This window comes from Geobacillus zalihae NBRC 101842 (genome assembly GCF_001544135.1).
In the GTDB taxonomy this organism is placed as follows: Bacteria; Bacillota; Bacilli; order Bacillales; family Anoxybacillaceae; genus Geobacillus; species Geobacillus zalihae.
In genome coordinates this window covers 1-14,549 of sequence record NZ_BCPV01000042.1, presented here as the reverse complement: position 1 = coordinate 14,549, position 14,549 = coordinate 1, and the positions used below count along the sequence as shown (strand labels likewise).

The window sequence follows — 14,549 nt, the reverse complement described above, 5'->3', positions numbered from 1 at the left end:
CGGTTGGCGTCAGCCAACGAATAGGATAGAATATGGCTAGAACGGACACCTTCGGAACGAAGGGAAGCGTAAAGGGTTCTTGTGTGTGGCTTACCGTTCGGCGAACACACACAAGTCGCTTGAAGCCCCCATCTCTAAGCGAAGCGTAGGTGGTGGGTAGTTCACCGAGAGAGGCCATTGGCAAAAGCTGTCCGCCGGATCGATCCCGAAGCCGATTCGGACAGCTTTGTTTTCTCATCGCCATCAAGGCGGCTCCATCTTCATGATTTCATCCGTGCAACAACGAATGAACATCCGTATACGGCATGTTGTGCGCCGCCGCGACCGCTTCGTACACGATGTGCCCATCGAGCGTGTTGATCCCTTTTAACAGCGCCGGGTTATCCAAGCACGCGGCGCGGTAGCCTTTGTTGGCGATTTGCAAGGCGTATGGGATCGTCACATTCGTCAAGGCAAACGTTGACGTACGCGGCACCGCACCCGGCATGTTGGCGACGGCGTAATGGACGACGCCGTGCTTGACGTATGTCGGATCGTCATGCGTCGTGACGCGGTCGGTCGTTTCGAAAATGCCGCCTTGGTCAATGGCGATGTCGACCAACACCGATCCCGGCGTCATCGAGCGCACCATCTCTTCCGTCACCAGCTTCGGCGCTTTCGCCCCCGGGATCAAGACGGCGCCGACGACCAAATCCGATTCGCGCACGCACTCGGCGATATGGTACGAGTTGGACATGAGCGTCGTCACGTGGTCGCCGAACAAATCATCGAGCTCGCGCAGCCGCTCGGCGTTAATGTCCAAAATCGTCACGTCTGCCCCGAGACCGACCGCGATTTTCGCCGCGTTCGTCCCCGCCGTTCCGCCGCCGATGATCGTCACTTTGCCGCGCCGCACTCCGGGCACGCCGCCAAGCAAAATGCCTTTTCCGCCGTGCGGCTTCTCAAGAAACTGGGCGCCGACTTGCACGGACATGCGGCCGGCGACTTCACTCATCGGCGTCAACAGCGGCAGCGAGCCGTTCGCCAGCTGCACCGTCTCATAGGCGATGCCAACCACCTTTTGTTCGACGAGCGCTTTCGTGAGCGCTTCGGCCGCGGCCAAATGCAAATACGTAAACAAAATAAGCCCAGGACGGAAATAGCGGAACTCCTCAGGCAGCGGTTCTTTCACTTTCAACACCATCTCCGCCGCCCAAGCATCTTCCGCGTTCGGCACGATCACTGCCCCGGCTTTTTCATACTCGGAATCGGAAAACCCCGACCCAGCGCCGGCTTCCGTCTCCACATACACGTCATGCCCCGCTTTGACGAGCGTCATCACGCCGGCCGGGGTAATGGCGACACGGTTTTCATTGTTTTTGATCTCCTTTGGAATGCCGATCTTCATCACATTTTCCTCCTTTTTCCTTCCCGCTTCTCCTTTTATTGTGCCCCGTTTCGCGCAAAAGCAAACGAAAAAGGAGGAGGCGCTGGTCTCAACGGAAAAGATGGCGGTAAATGACGTTTGCTCCGCCGGTGACGTCAATGACGGCGCCGGTGATGAAATCCGAGTCGTCCTCGCATAAAAACGCGATGACGCGGGCGATATCTTCGCCTGTGCCCGGGCGCCCGACCGGCGTTTCCGCATCCCTTCTCGCGCGGGCGTCGGCGATCCCCGCTTCTTTCATATCGCCGACAATGTTGCCTGGGCACACCATATTGGCGGTAATTCCATATTCTGCCTCTTCCAAGGCGATCGTTTTCGTCAGCGACACCAATCCGACTTTCGCCGCGCCGAACGCCGAGCGGTGCACCCAGCCCGGGGCGTCCGCCGCTCCTTGAAATCCGTACGTAATGATGCGGCCAAACCGCTGTTTTCGCATAATCGGGATCGTCCGCCTCACTAAATGGAAGACCGAGCTCAAATTGCCTTCAATCATTTCGTACCATTCGTCTTCCGTATAATCGGCCAGCTTTTTCCGCTCGAAAATGTAGGGGCCTGCGTTGTTAATAAGGCAGTCAATGCGGCCGAACCGCTCCATGGCTGCATCCACTAACCGCTCCAAATCCTCTTTTCTCGTCACATCCCCTTTCACAAACTGAAGGCGGTCGGCGGCGCTGCGGTGCTTCTCGGCAAGCGAGCGCACCGCCTGCTCATCGCTCCGGTAGTTCACCGTCACCGAGTAGCCTTGATCAAGCAACAGCTCCGTCACCTTTCTCCCCAATCCTTTCGCTCCGGCCGTGATCAACGCATGCCGCACCCTTCTCCCTCCTCGTCGCGATTTGCGGTCTCATTTTTACTTTACTACAAACAAGGGGGAATACAAAAAAATAACCATAGCGCATGGGCGCCATGGTTATTCGCCGACTTCGCGGCGCGGGTCGTAATACGATTCGTCATCGTCAATGATGCCGCTCTCGTACGATTCGGTAATTTGTTCGGTGATCGTCCTCACTTCTTCCTCCTCGTACTGCCAGTCGTTATGCCGCTTTTCCATCGCCCTTCCTCCTTCTTTCACAAAATCTCAATATATGGTCTAGTTTCCCGCCAGTTCAGCGAGGGTATACTATATAGAGATAACATTTTTATCCAAAGGGAGTGGAGAACATGACGATGACGTACAAAACGATCGTCGTCGCCGTCGATGGCTCGAAGGAAGCGGAATGGGCGTTCAAAAAAGCGGTTCAAATCGCCAAGCGAAACGGGGCGAAACTCATTTTGACCCACATCATCGACTTGCGCGGCTTTACGACCGTTGAAGCGCACGATTATGCCCTCGCCGAACGTTCGGAACAGTATGCGAACGAATTGCTTGAGCGGTATAAAAACCAAGCCGTCGCCGCTGGACTCGACGATGTGGACACCGCGGTCGAATTCGGCTCGCCGAAAGTGAAAATCGCCAAAGACGTCGCTCCGAAATACAAAGCCGACCTCATCATTTGCGGGGCGACCGGGTTGAACGCGGTCGAGCGGTTTCTGATTGGCAGTGTCTCGGAAAACATCGTCCGCCATGCGAAATGCGATGTGCTTGTTGTGCGGACGCCGAAAGAATAGCCTTCCGCGCTCAACGAATGCATCCATTCTCTGTGCCGCCGGCAAATGCCAAAAAAGAACACCCCGCCGTTACGGGGTGTTTAGCTTTTCTTTCGCTTTTTCAAGCGCCGCCCGCACTTCGGCAAAACCGGTGCCGCCGGCGCTGTTGCGGCGGTTGACGGCCGTGCGCGGGTTCAAGGCGTCATAAATGTCTGCGTCAAAGAGCGGCGACGCCTCCTTATACACGTCAAGCGGCAAGTCGGCCAAAAAGACGCCTTTCTCAATGCAAAGCAGCACGAGCTTGCCGACGACCTCATGCGCCTCGCGGAACGGCATGCCTTTTGCCGCCAAGTAATCGGCAAGCTCGGTCGCGTTCGAAAAGTCTTGTTTCGTCGCCCGCTCCATGACGTCCGTGCGCACGTTCATCGTTTCAATCATGCCGGTGAAAATTTTCAGCGACCCGATGACCGTCTTTACTGTATCAAACATGCCTTCTTTATCTTCTTGCATATCTTTGTTGTAGGCGAGCGGCAGCCCTTTCATCACCGTGAGGAGCGCCATCAAGTGGCCGTACACGCGGCCGGTTTTGCCGCGGATGAGTTCGGCCATGTCCGGGTTTTTCTTTTGCGGCATGATGCTGCTGCCGGTCGCAAACGCATCATCCAGCTCAATGAACTGGAACTCTTGGCTTGACCAAAGAATCAACTCCTCGGCCAACCGCGACAGGTGCATCATGAGCATCGAACTGTTGCTTAAAAATTCGATGATGAAATCGCGGTCGCTCACCGCATCCAAGCTGTTTTCGTAAAGATCGGCAAAGCCCAAAAGCTCCGCCGTCCGATGCCGGTCGATCGGAAACGTCGTCCCGGCGAGCGCCCCGGCGCCGAGCGGCGAGCGGTTGATGCGCTTTTGCGACTCGGAAAACCGCTCATAATCGCGCTCGAGCATCCAAAAATAAGCCAGCAGATGGTGGGCGAACGAAATCGGCTGCGCCCGCTGCAAATGCGTATATCCAGGCATGATCGTTTCGACATGCTTTTCGGCTTGAGCGACAAGCGCCCGCTGCAGCCCGCGGATGAGGCCGAGAATCTCTTCAACCCGCTTGCGCAAGTATAGATGCATATCGGTCGCCACTTGGTCGTTCCGGCTCCGTCCAGTGTGCAGCTTGCCGCCGACCGGTCCGATGTCGTCGATCAACATTTTTTCAATGTTTAAATGAATGTCTTCATACGCGACGGAAAACTCGAGTTCCCCCCGCTTCGCTTTTTCGAGCAGCCGCAGGAGTCCGCTCTTGATCTTCTCGACATCTTCCGCCGGCAAAATGCCGCATTCGCCAAGCATCGTCACATGGGCAAGGCTGCCTTCAATGTCTTCTTCAACGAGCTCTTGGTCGAATGGGATCGACGCGCCAAACTCGTCGACCCATTCTTCCGCTGTTTTCGTAAACCGTCCGCCCCAAAGCTTTTTCACGAATCTCGCCGCAGAGGAATGCGACTTCCTCCTTCCTTTTCCTTATTGGCCGGCCGATACCGACGCTTTGTGTTGCTTGTTGACGATGCTGTTGACTTTCGTCGGCAGGCCGTACAGCGTGATGAACCCGACCGCCGCTTGATGGTCAAACTCGTCTTCTGACGTATATGTCGCCAGTTTTTCATCATAAAGCGAGAACGGCGATTTGCGCCCTTCGACGATCGCATGACCTTTAAACAGCTTTACGCGCACGACGCCGGTGACGTTTTTCTGCGTTTCTTTCAAAAACGCGACGAGCGCGTCTTTCAGCGGTGAGAACCAAAGACCGTTGTAAATGACTTCGGCGATTTTTTGCTCGATGATCGGTTTGAAATGCGCAACTTCCCGCACCAATGTCAAGTCTTCGAGCTCTTTATGCGCTTTGATGAGCGTGATCGCCCCCGGGCATTCGTACACTTCGCGCGACTTGATGCCGACAAGGCGGTTTTCGACGTGGTCGATGCGACCGACGCCATGCTTGCCGGCCAACGCGTTCAGCTCCAAAATGAGCTGCGCAAGCGGATACGCCTTGCCGTTTAACGTCACCGGCACGCCTTGTTCAAAGCCGATCTCGATGACATCCGGCACATCCGGCGCGTTCTCAAGCGAAGCCGTCAGCTCATACGCCTCTTCCGGCGGAGCCGCCCACGGGTCTTCCAAAATGCCGCACTCGTTGCTGCGGCCCCACAAGTTTTGGTCGATCGAAAACGGGCTGTCCAGGTCGACCGGAATCGGAATGCCGTGCTGTTTCGCGTATTCGATTTCTTCCTCGCGCGACCAGCTCCACTCGCGCACCGGGGCGATGACGTCCAAGTCCGGATTGAGCGCTTTGATCGACACTTCAAAGCGCACTTGGTCGTTCCCTTTCCCCGTGCAGCCGTGGGCGACCGCCACCGCGCCTTCGAGCTCGGCGATTTCAACGAGTTTTTTCGCGATGAGCGGACGCGACAGCGCCGAGACGAGCGGATATTTCCCTTCATACAGGGCGTTCGCCTGCAGAGCGATGAGCGCATACTCGTTCGCAAACTCGTCTTTGACGTCGATGACGTACGATTTGATCGCGCCGACTTTGAGCGCTTTTTCTTTCACGAAATCAAGGTCTTTTCCTTCCCCAAGGTCCAAGCAGCACGCGATCACATCATACCCGCGCTCCTGAAGCCATTTGATCGCCACCGATGTATCTAAACCGCCCGAGTAGGCCAACACCAATTTTGGATTTGCCATGGTCGTTCTCCTCTCCTGTCACATAAATATACTTAAATATAAATAAATATTCAAATTGAACACATTATCACTTTATCAGCTTTCCCGTGATTTTTCAATACTTATTCAATAAAAAGAATAAAAATTCCTCACCGATATGCGGAAATGTTTCGTATAATAGAAAAAAAGGAGGCGGCAAGAATGAACGGCATCTTCATCGACGACAAGCGGCTCGGCATCCGCGTGCCGCATCTGGACAAGCCTTGGGAGGACTACAGCCCAAACGAACAAGAGGCGATTTTACTGGAATGGGAAACAATCCGCGGCATGATCCCCGACCGCATCGCCGCCCTGGAGCGGGAAATCAACAAAAAGCAAGACGCGCTTGGCGAAGAACATGATTTTGAGCGCTCCTGCCAGCTCAATGCTGACATCGCCGAACTCGCTTCGATCGTGAATGATTTATGGATTTGGTATCGGATCAGTCCCCATGTTTCCTTTGAAAAGGAAGCGGCGGTAAAACGCAAAATACGCTGACGAAACCGGCCGTCTCTTTTTTCTACGGCCATGTCGCCCCCGCCGCCCTTGCCGCGGCTTTCGCGACCACCTCCTTTATCCGTATATGCGCTATGCGATTGGCCTGCGCGATGACGATGTCTTTTTCGGCGGGGCGGATCCGGGCTGGGCGTACGGGCTCGTCTTTTGCACCTTTGCGCCGATGGCCTTTGGCGTGCCGATCGTCTTTTACGAAGGGCCGTTTAAGCCGGAGACGTGCTATTCCTTGATGGAAAAATACCGGGTGACCAATTTCGCGTACGCCCCGACCGCGTATCGGGCGATGGCGGCGGCCGGCGCGGACGTCATTCGCCGCTATCAACTGAACGTGCGCGCCATGAGCTCAGCGGGCGAACCGCTCAATCCGGAAGTCATCCGCTTTTTCCAAGAGCACGTGGGCGTTACGATCCACGACCATTATGGCTTGTCGGAAACGTTGATGCTGATCGGAAACTTCAACGCCGCCGAGATGGAAATCCGGCCAGGCTCGATGGGATGGCCGCTGCCGGGCTTTGACGTGGCCCTGCTCGATGAGAACGGAACCCCAGTCGCCGACGGCGAAGTCGGACAAATTGCCTTTAACACCGACTCGATCCCGAACGTCTTTAAGGGGTATTGGAAAGACCCTGAAAAAACCGCCGAGCGGCTTGTTGGCCCTTGGTTTTTGACCGGCGATTTGGCGACAAAAGACGAAGACGGGTATTTCTGGTTCCAAGGACGGGCGGACGACATCATCTCGAGCGCCGGCTACCGCATCGGGCCGTTTGAAATCGAAAGCTGCCTCCTTGAGCATCCGGCTGTCGTCGAAGCAGCCGCCGTCGGGAAGCCGGATCCCGTCAAAGGGGAAATCGTCAAAGCGTTTGTCGTGCTCAGAGAAGGCTTTGCGCCGTCGGACGAGCTGGCCGACGAGCTGTCCTTGTTCGTCAAAACGCGCTTATCCAAGCATGAATACCCGCGCGAAGTCGAATTTGTCGCCGAACTGCCGAAAACGCCAAGCGGAAAAATCCAGCGGTTCATCCTGCGCAATCAAGAGCGGGAAAAATGCATCAAGGCTTGATGAATGAAAGAGGATGCCCGCAGCGGGCATCCTCTTTTTCGCTTATGTTCTCTTTTCGTCAACGCGGCGCCCTATCCTTCCGAATCTCCCTCACGACATGCCCAAGCTCCGGCAAAATGAGCTTCGTCATCGCGAGGCGCACAGCGCCGGTGGAGCCGGGAGTGCAAAAGACGGCGGTGTCCATCGCCACGCCGGCGACGGCGCGCGACAGCATGGCGGCCGGGCCGATGTCTTCGGTGTAGCTCAAGAAGCGGAACAGCTCGCCAAAGCCGACGAGTTCTTTCTCAAGCAGCGCACCGACCGTTTCGATCGTCACGTCGCGCTTGGCGATGCCGGTGCCGCCGTTCGTGAGCACGGCATCGACATCGGCGCGGCGGCAACCGTCAAGCACTGCCTCGCGAATGGCGTCCGCTTCGTCTTTGACGATCTCATAGCCGACGACCTCATGCCCGGCTTCCGTGAGCAGCTCGATCATCAGCCGGCCGCTTCGGTCGGTTTCCTCCGTTCTCGTGTCGCTGACGGTGATGACTTTGCAGCGGACGGTTTGGGGGGCTTCTTGTTTATGTTCGGTCGTGCTCATCCGTTTATGATCCCCTTTCGTTTCTTTATCTCTATCGTACACAATGGAAATACGGTTCGCAAACCATTTGTATCATAATAGACAGAATTGTTATAATATTATTAATATATATCACCACGATGATCATAGGACTTTCCGCAACCGGTTTCTCTTGTTTCCAACATCTTTGCACTCGTTTTTCTCTCCCGGCATCAACCAACATCCGACGCCCATGACGCCCAATTGTATGGAACGATCGATACACGAAACGGAAGCAATGATATCGTTTGGACAAAAAACAAGAAAAAAACTTAAGGAGGGAAAACGAATGGACTTGCGCTTGTCAATCCGATTGGACGCCATTTTGAAAGAAGGATGGGAGATGATTCGGAAACACCGCGACGACATTTTATCCGCTTGGCTGGGCAAATGCCGCGAACTGGAGGACAAGCAGCATGCCGCGGCCCAGCCTTTGCGGCTTGCCGTTGACGTGTTCTCTTCGCAATGGCTTGATCCCATGAATGATATCGATGAATGGCTGGCGTCATTTCGCCGCGAGTGGGAAAAGCGAAACGGCGGGCTGTCACCCAACCAGTCCACCGCCATTTTATCGATGATGGAAAACGCGGTTCACGAAGCCATTCAATCGGACGGTATTGTGGAATTTCGCGTTCATCAAGCCATTCAGTACGTTTTTTCGAAGCTTCATGAGTCCGTCAATGCTTCTGGCTGCCCCGAATTCGATTTGGAGCAGTTTCTTTCGCAAATCGTTTCATCCAAGCAGCTGCCGATCGCCTGGATCGCCCAGCTGGCAAGAACAGCGGACGGTGGATTCATCGTCGCCAAATGGCATGGAAGCGCGGCCGATGTGCTCACAGAAGGCGCGATGTATGGAGAGACGATTTTCGCTTTATGTGAACGCATTCTTTCCCGCATGGACGCGGGTGGAATGCGATTGATTCCGCTCCCATGGGGGAGCGATCTTTTGCTCGTTTGCGCAGAAGGGGAAGAACAACTCGTCATCCCGTTTCTTCTTCACGCTCTCGAACAGTCTCATGCCGCCCAGAAGGCCGTCATTCGCACAAAAGAGCAACATCTTTGGAAAGACGCCGTCTTGTTGTTTGACCAATGGATTATGCGGGCCAAATCGCTGAACGAAGCGATCGAGTACATTTCAACCGGATTTGTCGCTTACTTGCCGTTTGAACGATGTGCCCTGTTCGCCTATTCAAGCACTCATGAAAGCGGATTCGGATTGTACGGTTATCAACTGAACAATCATGACATCAAAAGCATTCACGAACACATCGACAGCCTTCCGTTCATTAAGCAATACATCCAGCGGCTGCAGCTGCTCGGCCGCCAGATGACGAACGTGCCGCCCATTTATGTCCGCCATGCCGCGCAAGGATTGCCGATGAAATACGTCAAGCAGTTTCAACTGGAATCGATTGTCATCGCTCCCATTTACGCGCCGTCGGAAAATCGGCTTATCGGCGCCGCCATTTTGGATTGCGGTCCGAAGACGTCCTTTCAATTGTCCAATGATCTTTACACGGCGGTGATGAAATTCGGACAAAGCGCGGGGGAGATTTTGGCCAAATGCAGCGGAGGGCGTTCCGATCTTGTTCAGCCGACGCCGCATTTATCGCCGCGGGAAATCGAAGTGCTGAAGCTCGTCGCCGAAGGGGCGTCAACGTACGAGGCGGCAAAGCGTCTCCATTTGAGCGAATACACGGTGCGCGATTATGTGTCTGCCATTTTGCAAAAAATGAACGCCAAAAACAGGACTGAAGCCATTGTCAAAGCGATTCGCGACGGAATCATTTAACATCTTTCCGAAAGAAGTCTCCCACTTTGAAACGAAGTGAAAGTGGGAGATGAATGTCGGTTGGCGTTAGCCAACGAATAGGATAGAATATGGCTAGAACGGACACCTTCGGAACGAAGGGAAGCGTAAAGGGTTCTTGTGTGTGGCTTACCGTTCGGCGAACACACACAAGTCGCTTGAAGCCCCCATCTCTAAGCGAAGCGTAGGTGGTGGGTAGTTCACCGTAGCGTCGGCATGCGCGCTTCTTGCTGAAATCGGTCCACACCAACAGGGCAAGGAGCCAAACGCCTTGCCCTCTTGTTTTCTATAAGGTTGGTGAAAAAACCACCATTGCGCGAACTTGTCGCTTTCAAGTGAAAAAAGCGTTGTAGAGTTTCGCAGTTCAAGAAGAGCATTTCTTTTCTATCATTACCAACCTTCTATGTCTTTACCGTTTCCCTTCCTCATCTGCTCCCGGCGAAGGAAGCGGGGGCTGAGAACGTCCGTCCGCGCTGTTCGCTTCGGCAGCCGGTTTGGACTTCCACCATTCAACTACTGCATTCAGCCGCTGTTCAAGCTCGTTCGCCGTTTTGCGCCAAACTGCTCCGTCCGTTTCCAGCTTGTCAAGCTGTTGTTTGACGCGATCAAGCGACGAGCGCAAAGCCGAAAGAAGATTCATCGCTTTTGATTGTTCTCCAAGCTTCAACGTTTCTGTTGCATACGAAACTGCGTTCTTCCATAGAGCGTCTTGTTCCTTCCATTTCTCGATATCTTGGCGGATGGCGGCCGTTTGTTGATCGATCATTTCGTTCCACTCCTGCAGTCGAACCTTGATTTCTTCATATTGCGCTCTTTCTTCGCTTCCAGCTGTTTGTCCGCCCGCCATGGCCCGTTCAAGCTGTTGGAGAGAAGCCGAAACAGCGTTCAGCTTTTCTGCGAGCGTCCCCCATTCATCCGTTCTCGCCTTGACACGCTTCTCCAACGCTGGGACGTTTGCTTGCAGCGTCTCAACCATACGGGCGGCGCTGTTATCGCCTTGCTTTTGTTCATCCAGCTGCCAGATGAGCCGTTCCGCTTCTTGCGCGAGATCTGTTTGTTCGAGTGCGCTTTGCTCCGCTTGCGCTAGAGTTGCACCAGAAAATGAGGCCGACAGCGACATGCCGGGGATGGAGAGACGGGAGGCCGTCATCTTCGTCGCCACCAACGTGACGTCTCTCAAGCACTGCTTAATGGGAAACCCATCCAAGCAAAGGCCCCCGAACTTCAATTTCGTCACATCGAGCTTCATCCAAGTGGCGCTCGCTGTTCCTTCCGAGCGAATCGACAGCACGATGGTTCCTTGCGGCGTGTCGATGGCCCGTTCCATTGACAATCCGCTGATGTCTGCTTGGATGAACGCAATCGGAAGCTTGCCGACGATCACTTTCGGCGAACCAAGGATAATGCCCCCTAAATCGAGGATGCCGACGACTTTATCAGCATGAATGACAAATCCTTGTTCCTCCCCTGCAGCGAGTGAACGCGAACCGCCAAGCGGCAAGCAGAGGAGAAGCAGCAACGCAAGAAACGACATTTTGAGCCATTTGATGGATTTCATTGGGTTCCTCCTTTATCCTGTCATCGTTGGCGAATGCGGCGGGATCGGAGAGGCGGGGGGAGAAGAATCACTGCTTGTTTTTTCTTCCTGTTTCCCGCTCCATCCGACCACAAGCGCACCTCCTAAAAGCCCGATCACCCCTCCGATGATCAGACCTCCTGCTGCACCGACGAAAGACAGAATGGAAGCAAGAATAAGAAAGCTGCCGATGGTGACATGGCTTTGCGGTTTGATCATGCTTAAAATGGACAAAACGATCATCACCAGCCCCGTGACCAGCCCAGCCCACATCAGCCCGCTTCCAGGAAGCAGCAACATCGGAAACACGCTAATGCCAACGATCAAGACGAATATCGCGCCAATCATCCCGAGCACCGATCCTAACACAGGACGATAGCGGTTTTTAGCAAGCAAAAGCCCGACGGCGCACGGCAGCATCCAACCTAAGGCATACGACAACAGCGGCCCGACAAAGCGGGCTGCATCGTGAACAGACCAAAGGCCATAATGGAACATCGAAGCGGCGGCGATAAGCAGCAACCCTCCAACCAGCAGCGCTCCCCCCGCCCGGCGGGCAGCCGACCGCGCTTGCCGCCATGTCTCGGTCTTTCTCTTTTGCCAGCCGATGCAAATCATATATCCAAGCAACACGAAGGCAAGAACGATGGAGGACTGAACGGCCATCGGAATCGATCGCGCCCATGTTTGCCACGGCGCCGCCCTCTCAGCGACAAACAGGGCGTTTAAAGCGAAAAACGTCACGAGGGATCCACCAAAAAACAGCCAGACGTAATGAAAACGCGTGCGGATATAACGGCCTTGTTCTTCCTGGCGCACGATGAGGCGAGAGGCAACAAAAGCAGCCAGCGCGCTGCTCGCCGCCCCTCCCACCGCTGCCCCAACAACCCCGATCGACAGCCATTGACTCCCGCCAACAAGCATGCCGGGCAAAAAAGCCGCCGCTCCATATTTCGCTCGCATCAAAGCAGTTGGGCGTTCGAGAAGCGGCCAAACGGCCGCCGCGAGAACAGCGGCCAGCGCCAGTCCACCCCACAGCGCTCCTTCAATCCCTCCTTGGAGCACGATTCCGCCGATAAACGCGCCCGTCAGCGCCCCTATGACCGCAATTTGCCCAATCTCGAACATCTTTCCCATGGTCTTGCCTCCCTTTACCCGTTTTCATCTTCTCTCTCGGCAAGTGACAGCAGCGGACAAGCTGAACACTCCGCCGTCCCTCTTTCCGTCACCCCTTTGATCCACAGTTGATGCAACTTTCGACACAAGGAACAAGATCACAGATCATCCAATTCATTTTGGGAGGAATAGGAGATGAACCGCTCTCATTCAAATGATGATCAGACCGGATTAAAAGTCGCCGACACGGCTTCCGTCCTTCATGTTGGCGATCACTTTCAACTTCATGTTCGGAATCGTGATCGACCCAGCCGACATGTAATGCGTGTTCAAGCTCGGTTTGTCAAGAGTCAAGCTCGGCGCGCTCAAATCGATAACATTGAGCGGGTTGTCGGTTTTATGCTCTTGCGTCTCCAAGCCGGCAAATGACGTGCTGTCCGCTTGAATGCCGGTGACGCGCAATTTTAAATTTTGCCCGCTCACATTGCCGCCGGTAACGACAACATCGATGCTTTTAATGCCGTAAGCGCCGAGAGCCGATTCGGTGTTGATGTTTTTCGTCAGCACCAAATTGGTGATGTTCGCCGACGCCAAGTCGACGGCGGCCTGTCCCCAAGCCCCTCTTTGTTCGGTTTCACCGATGGCGGGATACAGTTTAAACCCGGTTCCCGTAATTTTATCAGCGCTGATCGTAAATCCCCCAACTCCTGAAAGCGGAAACGCCGCAAACGCCGTCCCTGACAGAAGCAACATGGCAACCAAAGCGATGACGGCGAGAAATCCCGTCCCACCCGCAATGGCAAATCGTTTTGGATTGACCGCAAACAAGCTCCCCATTTTTTCATGCCCCCTTTGTGTTCCTTCATCCGACAAGCTTTGATTCATCCCTATTCCCCCCAAAATAAATACCTTGCTCCCCTTGAAGGCAGCAGCGGTCTTGCCCACATGCCGCACAAACCGGCTGCGCCCTCCCTCGCACCTATTTCGCGCCCAAGCTGGAAAAATACTGGATGAGACGCTTTCTCCCCTGTTTTTTTAGAAGATTGGTGAAAAGCCGCGTTTTCTTCAAAAAGATGGGTCCCCGAATGCACGAAAGAGCTGTTGACCAAGCTGCTCCTTGCTGGTGCATTTTCTCCAAATCACCGACCTTTTCTAGATGCGGGCGGGGGGAGGGGGCCACCCGCCCGTCCGCTCATGACTCAGCAGCCGTTTTTTCGAGCTCCTCAACGACGTCGACGCGCTTCGTGCGGCTGATTTGCTTTTTGCGGAGGTTGAACTGTTTCACCACATATCGATTCAACAAATCATAGTCGATCTCGAGCGCATATGTGCGGGCGAGCTGCTGCTGGCGCTTTCCGAGCTCGGTCAAATAGGCGACATAGCCGATGACATGCGGCCATAATTCATCCATATACTGGATAAACAACTCGTAATACCGCTCATTTTCATTGACGAGCCGCTGGATCGTATAAAGGCCGAATTGGATATGGCGGCCTTCATCCATGTTCAAGTAATCGATCCCTTGCAAAAGGCCAGGGAACAGCCCGGCTTTTTTATAAATTTGTCGGAACGTGTAATAGCCTGATTCGGCAAGCGTCCCTTCGACGATCATGTTGTAGACGGTGGCGGCGCGGATGACCGCTTCCGGCGAGTCGTCGGTGTACAGACGGTTCATCGCTTCCGGCAGCGCTTCATAAAAGATGCGTTTGTAATCATCGTTATGGAAGACGGACAAATCCATTTGCCCGATGCCGACCGCCTGCTGCCAGCGGGAAAACATCTCGACATGTTTCGCTTCATCATGCATAAACGTCGTCAAAAACAAGACATCCTCCAGCCGCCCTTGGCGCGCGAGGGCGTGGGCCATCGGCAAAATGTCGAGCGTCACCGCCTCTTCGCCGGCCGAGAAACCGGCAACAAGCGGCAGCGCGGAAATTTTTTCTTCGCTCGTCAAGCTGGCAAAATCCTTCTGATCTTGGCTGAAGTCGATGTCGGCTGGGTTCCATTTGCCGTTCCGCTTCGCTTTTTCATACAACTTATACATCGGATGCTCCCAGTCAATCGTTGCTTTCACAGTTTGAAAGCCGTCATGATGGACCATCATTATTCCCT

At 54.5% G+C, this 14,549-nt stretch carries 13 protein-coding genes and 1 pseudogene; 4 read left to right on the top strand and 10 right to left on the bottom strand.

Going from position 1 to position 14,549, the window contains the following annotated elements:
* Positions 1–268: 268 nt before the first annotated feature.
* The 3 genes from ald to GZ1_RS19295 form a co-directional block, all read right to left on the bottom strand.
* On the bottom strand, positions 269–1,387 hold the full coding sequence (gene ald / locus GZ1_RS11995) for an alanine dehydrogenase (protein WP_033008576.1): 1,119 nt from the start codon (positions 1,385–1,387) through the stop codon (positions 269–271).
* A gap of 88 nt (positions 1,388–1,475) precedes the next feature.
* Positions 1,476–2,240 (bottom strand): SDR family oxidoreductase, encoded by a 765-nt coding sequence (locus GZ1_RS11990; protein WP_015375600.1) that lies wholly within the window; start codon positions 2,238–2,240, stop codon positions 1,476–1,478.
* A 96-nt stretch (positions 2,241–2,336) separates the two neighbouring features.
* Positions 2,337–2,477: a hypothetical protein gene (locus tag GZ1_RS19295; RefSeq protein ID WP_015375601.1), complete on the bottom strand. Its 141-nt coding sequence runs from the start codon at positions 2,475–2,477 to the stop codon at positions 2,337–2,339.
* Positions 2,478–2,587: 110 nt separating this feature from the next.
* Between GZ1_RS19295 and GZ1_RS11985 the strand changes: the two genes are divergently transcribed.
* Positions 2,588–3,034 (top strand): universal stress protein, encoded by a 447-nt coding sequence (locus tag GZ1_RS11985; protein WP_015375602.1) that lies wholly within the window; start codon positions 2,588–2,590, stop codon positions 3,032–3,034.
* Between the two features lie 69 nt (positions 3,035–3,103).
* On the opposite strand, the gene argH is transcribed toward GZ1_RS11985, so the two are convergent.
* Together argH and GZ1_RS11975 are read right to left on the bottom strand one after the other, a co-directional pair.
* Positions 3,104–4,483, bottom strand: a complete 1,380-nt coding sequence (gene argH, locus GZ1_RS11980; RefSeq protein ID WP_060788526.1) for an argininosuccinate lyase — start codon at positions 4,481–4,483, stop codon at positions 3,104–3,106.
* A 42-nt stretch (positions 4,484–4,525) separates the two neighbouring features.
* Positions 4,526–5,746, bottom strand: coding sequence for an argininosuccinate synthase (locus tag GZ1_RS11975; RefSeq protein WP_060788525.1), 1,221 nt, complete (start codon positions 5,744–5,746; stop codon positions 4,526–4,528).
* Between the two features lie 180 nt (positions 5,747–5,926).
* Between GZ1_RS11975 and GZ1_RS11970 the strand changes: the two genes are divergently transcribed.
* Complete coding sequence (locus GZ1_RS11970) at positions 5,927–6,262, top strand: hypothetical protein (protein WP_060788524.1); 336 nt, start codon at positions 5,927–5,929, stop codon at positions 6,260–6,262.
* A gap of 73 nt (positions 6,263–6,335) precedes the next feature.
* Positions 6,336–7,337, top strand: a pseudogene (locus tag GZ1_RS11965) (acetate--CoA ligase); the annotation flags it as partial.
* Between the two features lie 58 nt (positions 7,338–7,395).
* On the opposite strand, the gene GZ1_RS11960 reads toward GZ1_RS11965, so the two are convergent.
* The gene (locus GZ1_RS11960) at positions 7,396–7,917 is read right to left on the bottom strand and encodes a MogA/MoaB family molybdenum cofactor biosynthesis protein (protein WP_015375608.1); all 522 of its coding nucleotides are present in this window, start codon (positions 7,915–7,917) and stop codon (positions 7,396–7,398) included.
* Between the two features lie 307 nt (positions 7,918–8,224).
* On the opposite strand from GZ1_RS11960, the gene GZ1_RS11955 reads away from it, so the two are divergent.
* Positions 8,225–9,727: a response regulator transcription factor gene (locus tag GZ1_RS11955; RefSeq protein WP_033006571.1), complete on the top strand. Its 1,503-nt coding sequence runs from the start codon at positions 8,225–8,227 to the stop codon at positions 9,725–9,727.
* Positions 9,728–10,154: 427 nt separating this feature from the next.
* Here the strand turns inward: GZ1_RS11955 and GZ1_RS11950 are convergent, their stop codons facing one another.
* From GZ1_RS11950 to GZ1_RS11930, 4 genes are all read right to left on the bottom strand, one after another.
* Positions 10,155–11,303 (bottom strand): hypothetical protein, encoded by a 1,149-nt coding sequence (locus GZ1_RS11950; RefSeq protein WP_015375610.1) that lies wholly within the window; start codon positions 11,301–11,303, stop codon positions 10,155–10,157.
* 12 nt (positions 11,304–11,315) lie between these two features.
* Positions 11,316–12,458, bottom strand: coding sequence for a DUF6114 domain-containing protein (locus tag GZ1_RS11945; RefSeq protein WP_015375611.1), 1,143 nt, complete (start codon positions 12,456–12,458; stop codon positions 11,316–11,318).
* Between the two features lie 210 nt (positions 12,459–12,668).
* On the bottom strand, positions 12,669–13,274 hold the full coding sequence (locus GZ1_RS11940; protein ID WP_015375612.1) for a DUF6230 family protein: 606 nt from the start codon (positions 13,272–13,274) through the stop codon (positions 12,669–12,671).
* A gap of 355 nt (positions 13,275–13,629) precedes the next feature.
* Complete coding sequence (locus GZ1_RS11930; protein ID WP_033005187.1) at positions 13,630–14,538, bottom strand: R2-like ligand-binding oxidase; 909 nt, start codon at positions 14,536–14,538, stop codon at positions 13,630–13,632.
* Positions 14,539–14,549 lie beyond the last annotated feature (11 nt).

Excerpts from the sequence above, each read along its gene's own strand:
- GZ1_RS11970 (WP_060788524.1), top strand. The coding sequence starts at position 5,927 with ATGAACGGCATCTTCATCGACGACAAGCGGCTCGGCATCCGCGTGCCG.
- GZ1_RS11985 (WP_015375602.1), top strand. The coding sequence starts at position 2,588 with ATGACGATGACGTACAAAACGATCGTCGTCGCCGTCGATGGCTCGAAG.
- GZ1_RS11955 (WP_033006571.1), top strand. The coding sequence starts at position 8,225 with ATGGACTTGCGCTTGTCAATCCGATTGGACGCCATTTTGAAAGAAGGA.
- ald (WP_033008576.1), bottom strand. The coding sequence starts at position 1,387 with ATGAAGATCGGCATTCCAAAGGAGATCAAAAACAATGAAAACCGTGTC.
- GZ1_RS11945 (WP_015375611.1), bottom strand. The coding sequence starts at position 12,458 with ATGGGAAAGATGTTCGAGATTGGGCAAATTGCGGTCATAGGGGCGCTG.
- GZ1_RS11975 (WP_060788525.1), bottom strand. The coding sequence starts at position 5,746 with ATGGCAAATCCAAAATTGGTGTTGGCCTACTCGGGCGGTTTAGATACA.
- GZ1_RS19295 (WP_015375601.1), bottom strand. The coding sequence starts at position 2,477 with ATGGAAAAGCGGCATAACGACTGGCAGTACGAGGAGGAAGAAGTGAGG.
- GZ1_RS11930 (WP_033005187.1), bottom strand. The coding sequence starts at position 14,538 with ATGGTCCATCATGACGGCTTTCAAACTGTGAAAGCAACGATTGACTGG.
- GZ1_RS11960 (WP_015375608.1), bottom strand. The coding sequence starts at position 7,917 with ATGAGCACGACCGAACATAAACAAGAAGCCCCCCAAACCGTCCGCTGC.
- GZ1_RS11950 (WP_015375610.1), bottom strand. The coding sequence starts at position 11,303 with ATGAAATCCATCAAATGGCTCAAAATGTCGTTTCTTGCGTTGCTGCTT.
- GZ1_RS11940 (WP_015375612.1), bottom strand. The coding sequence starts at position 13,274 with ATGGGGAGCTTGTTTGCGGTCAATCCAAAACGATTTGCCATTGCGGGT.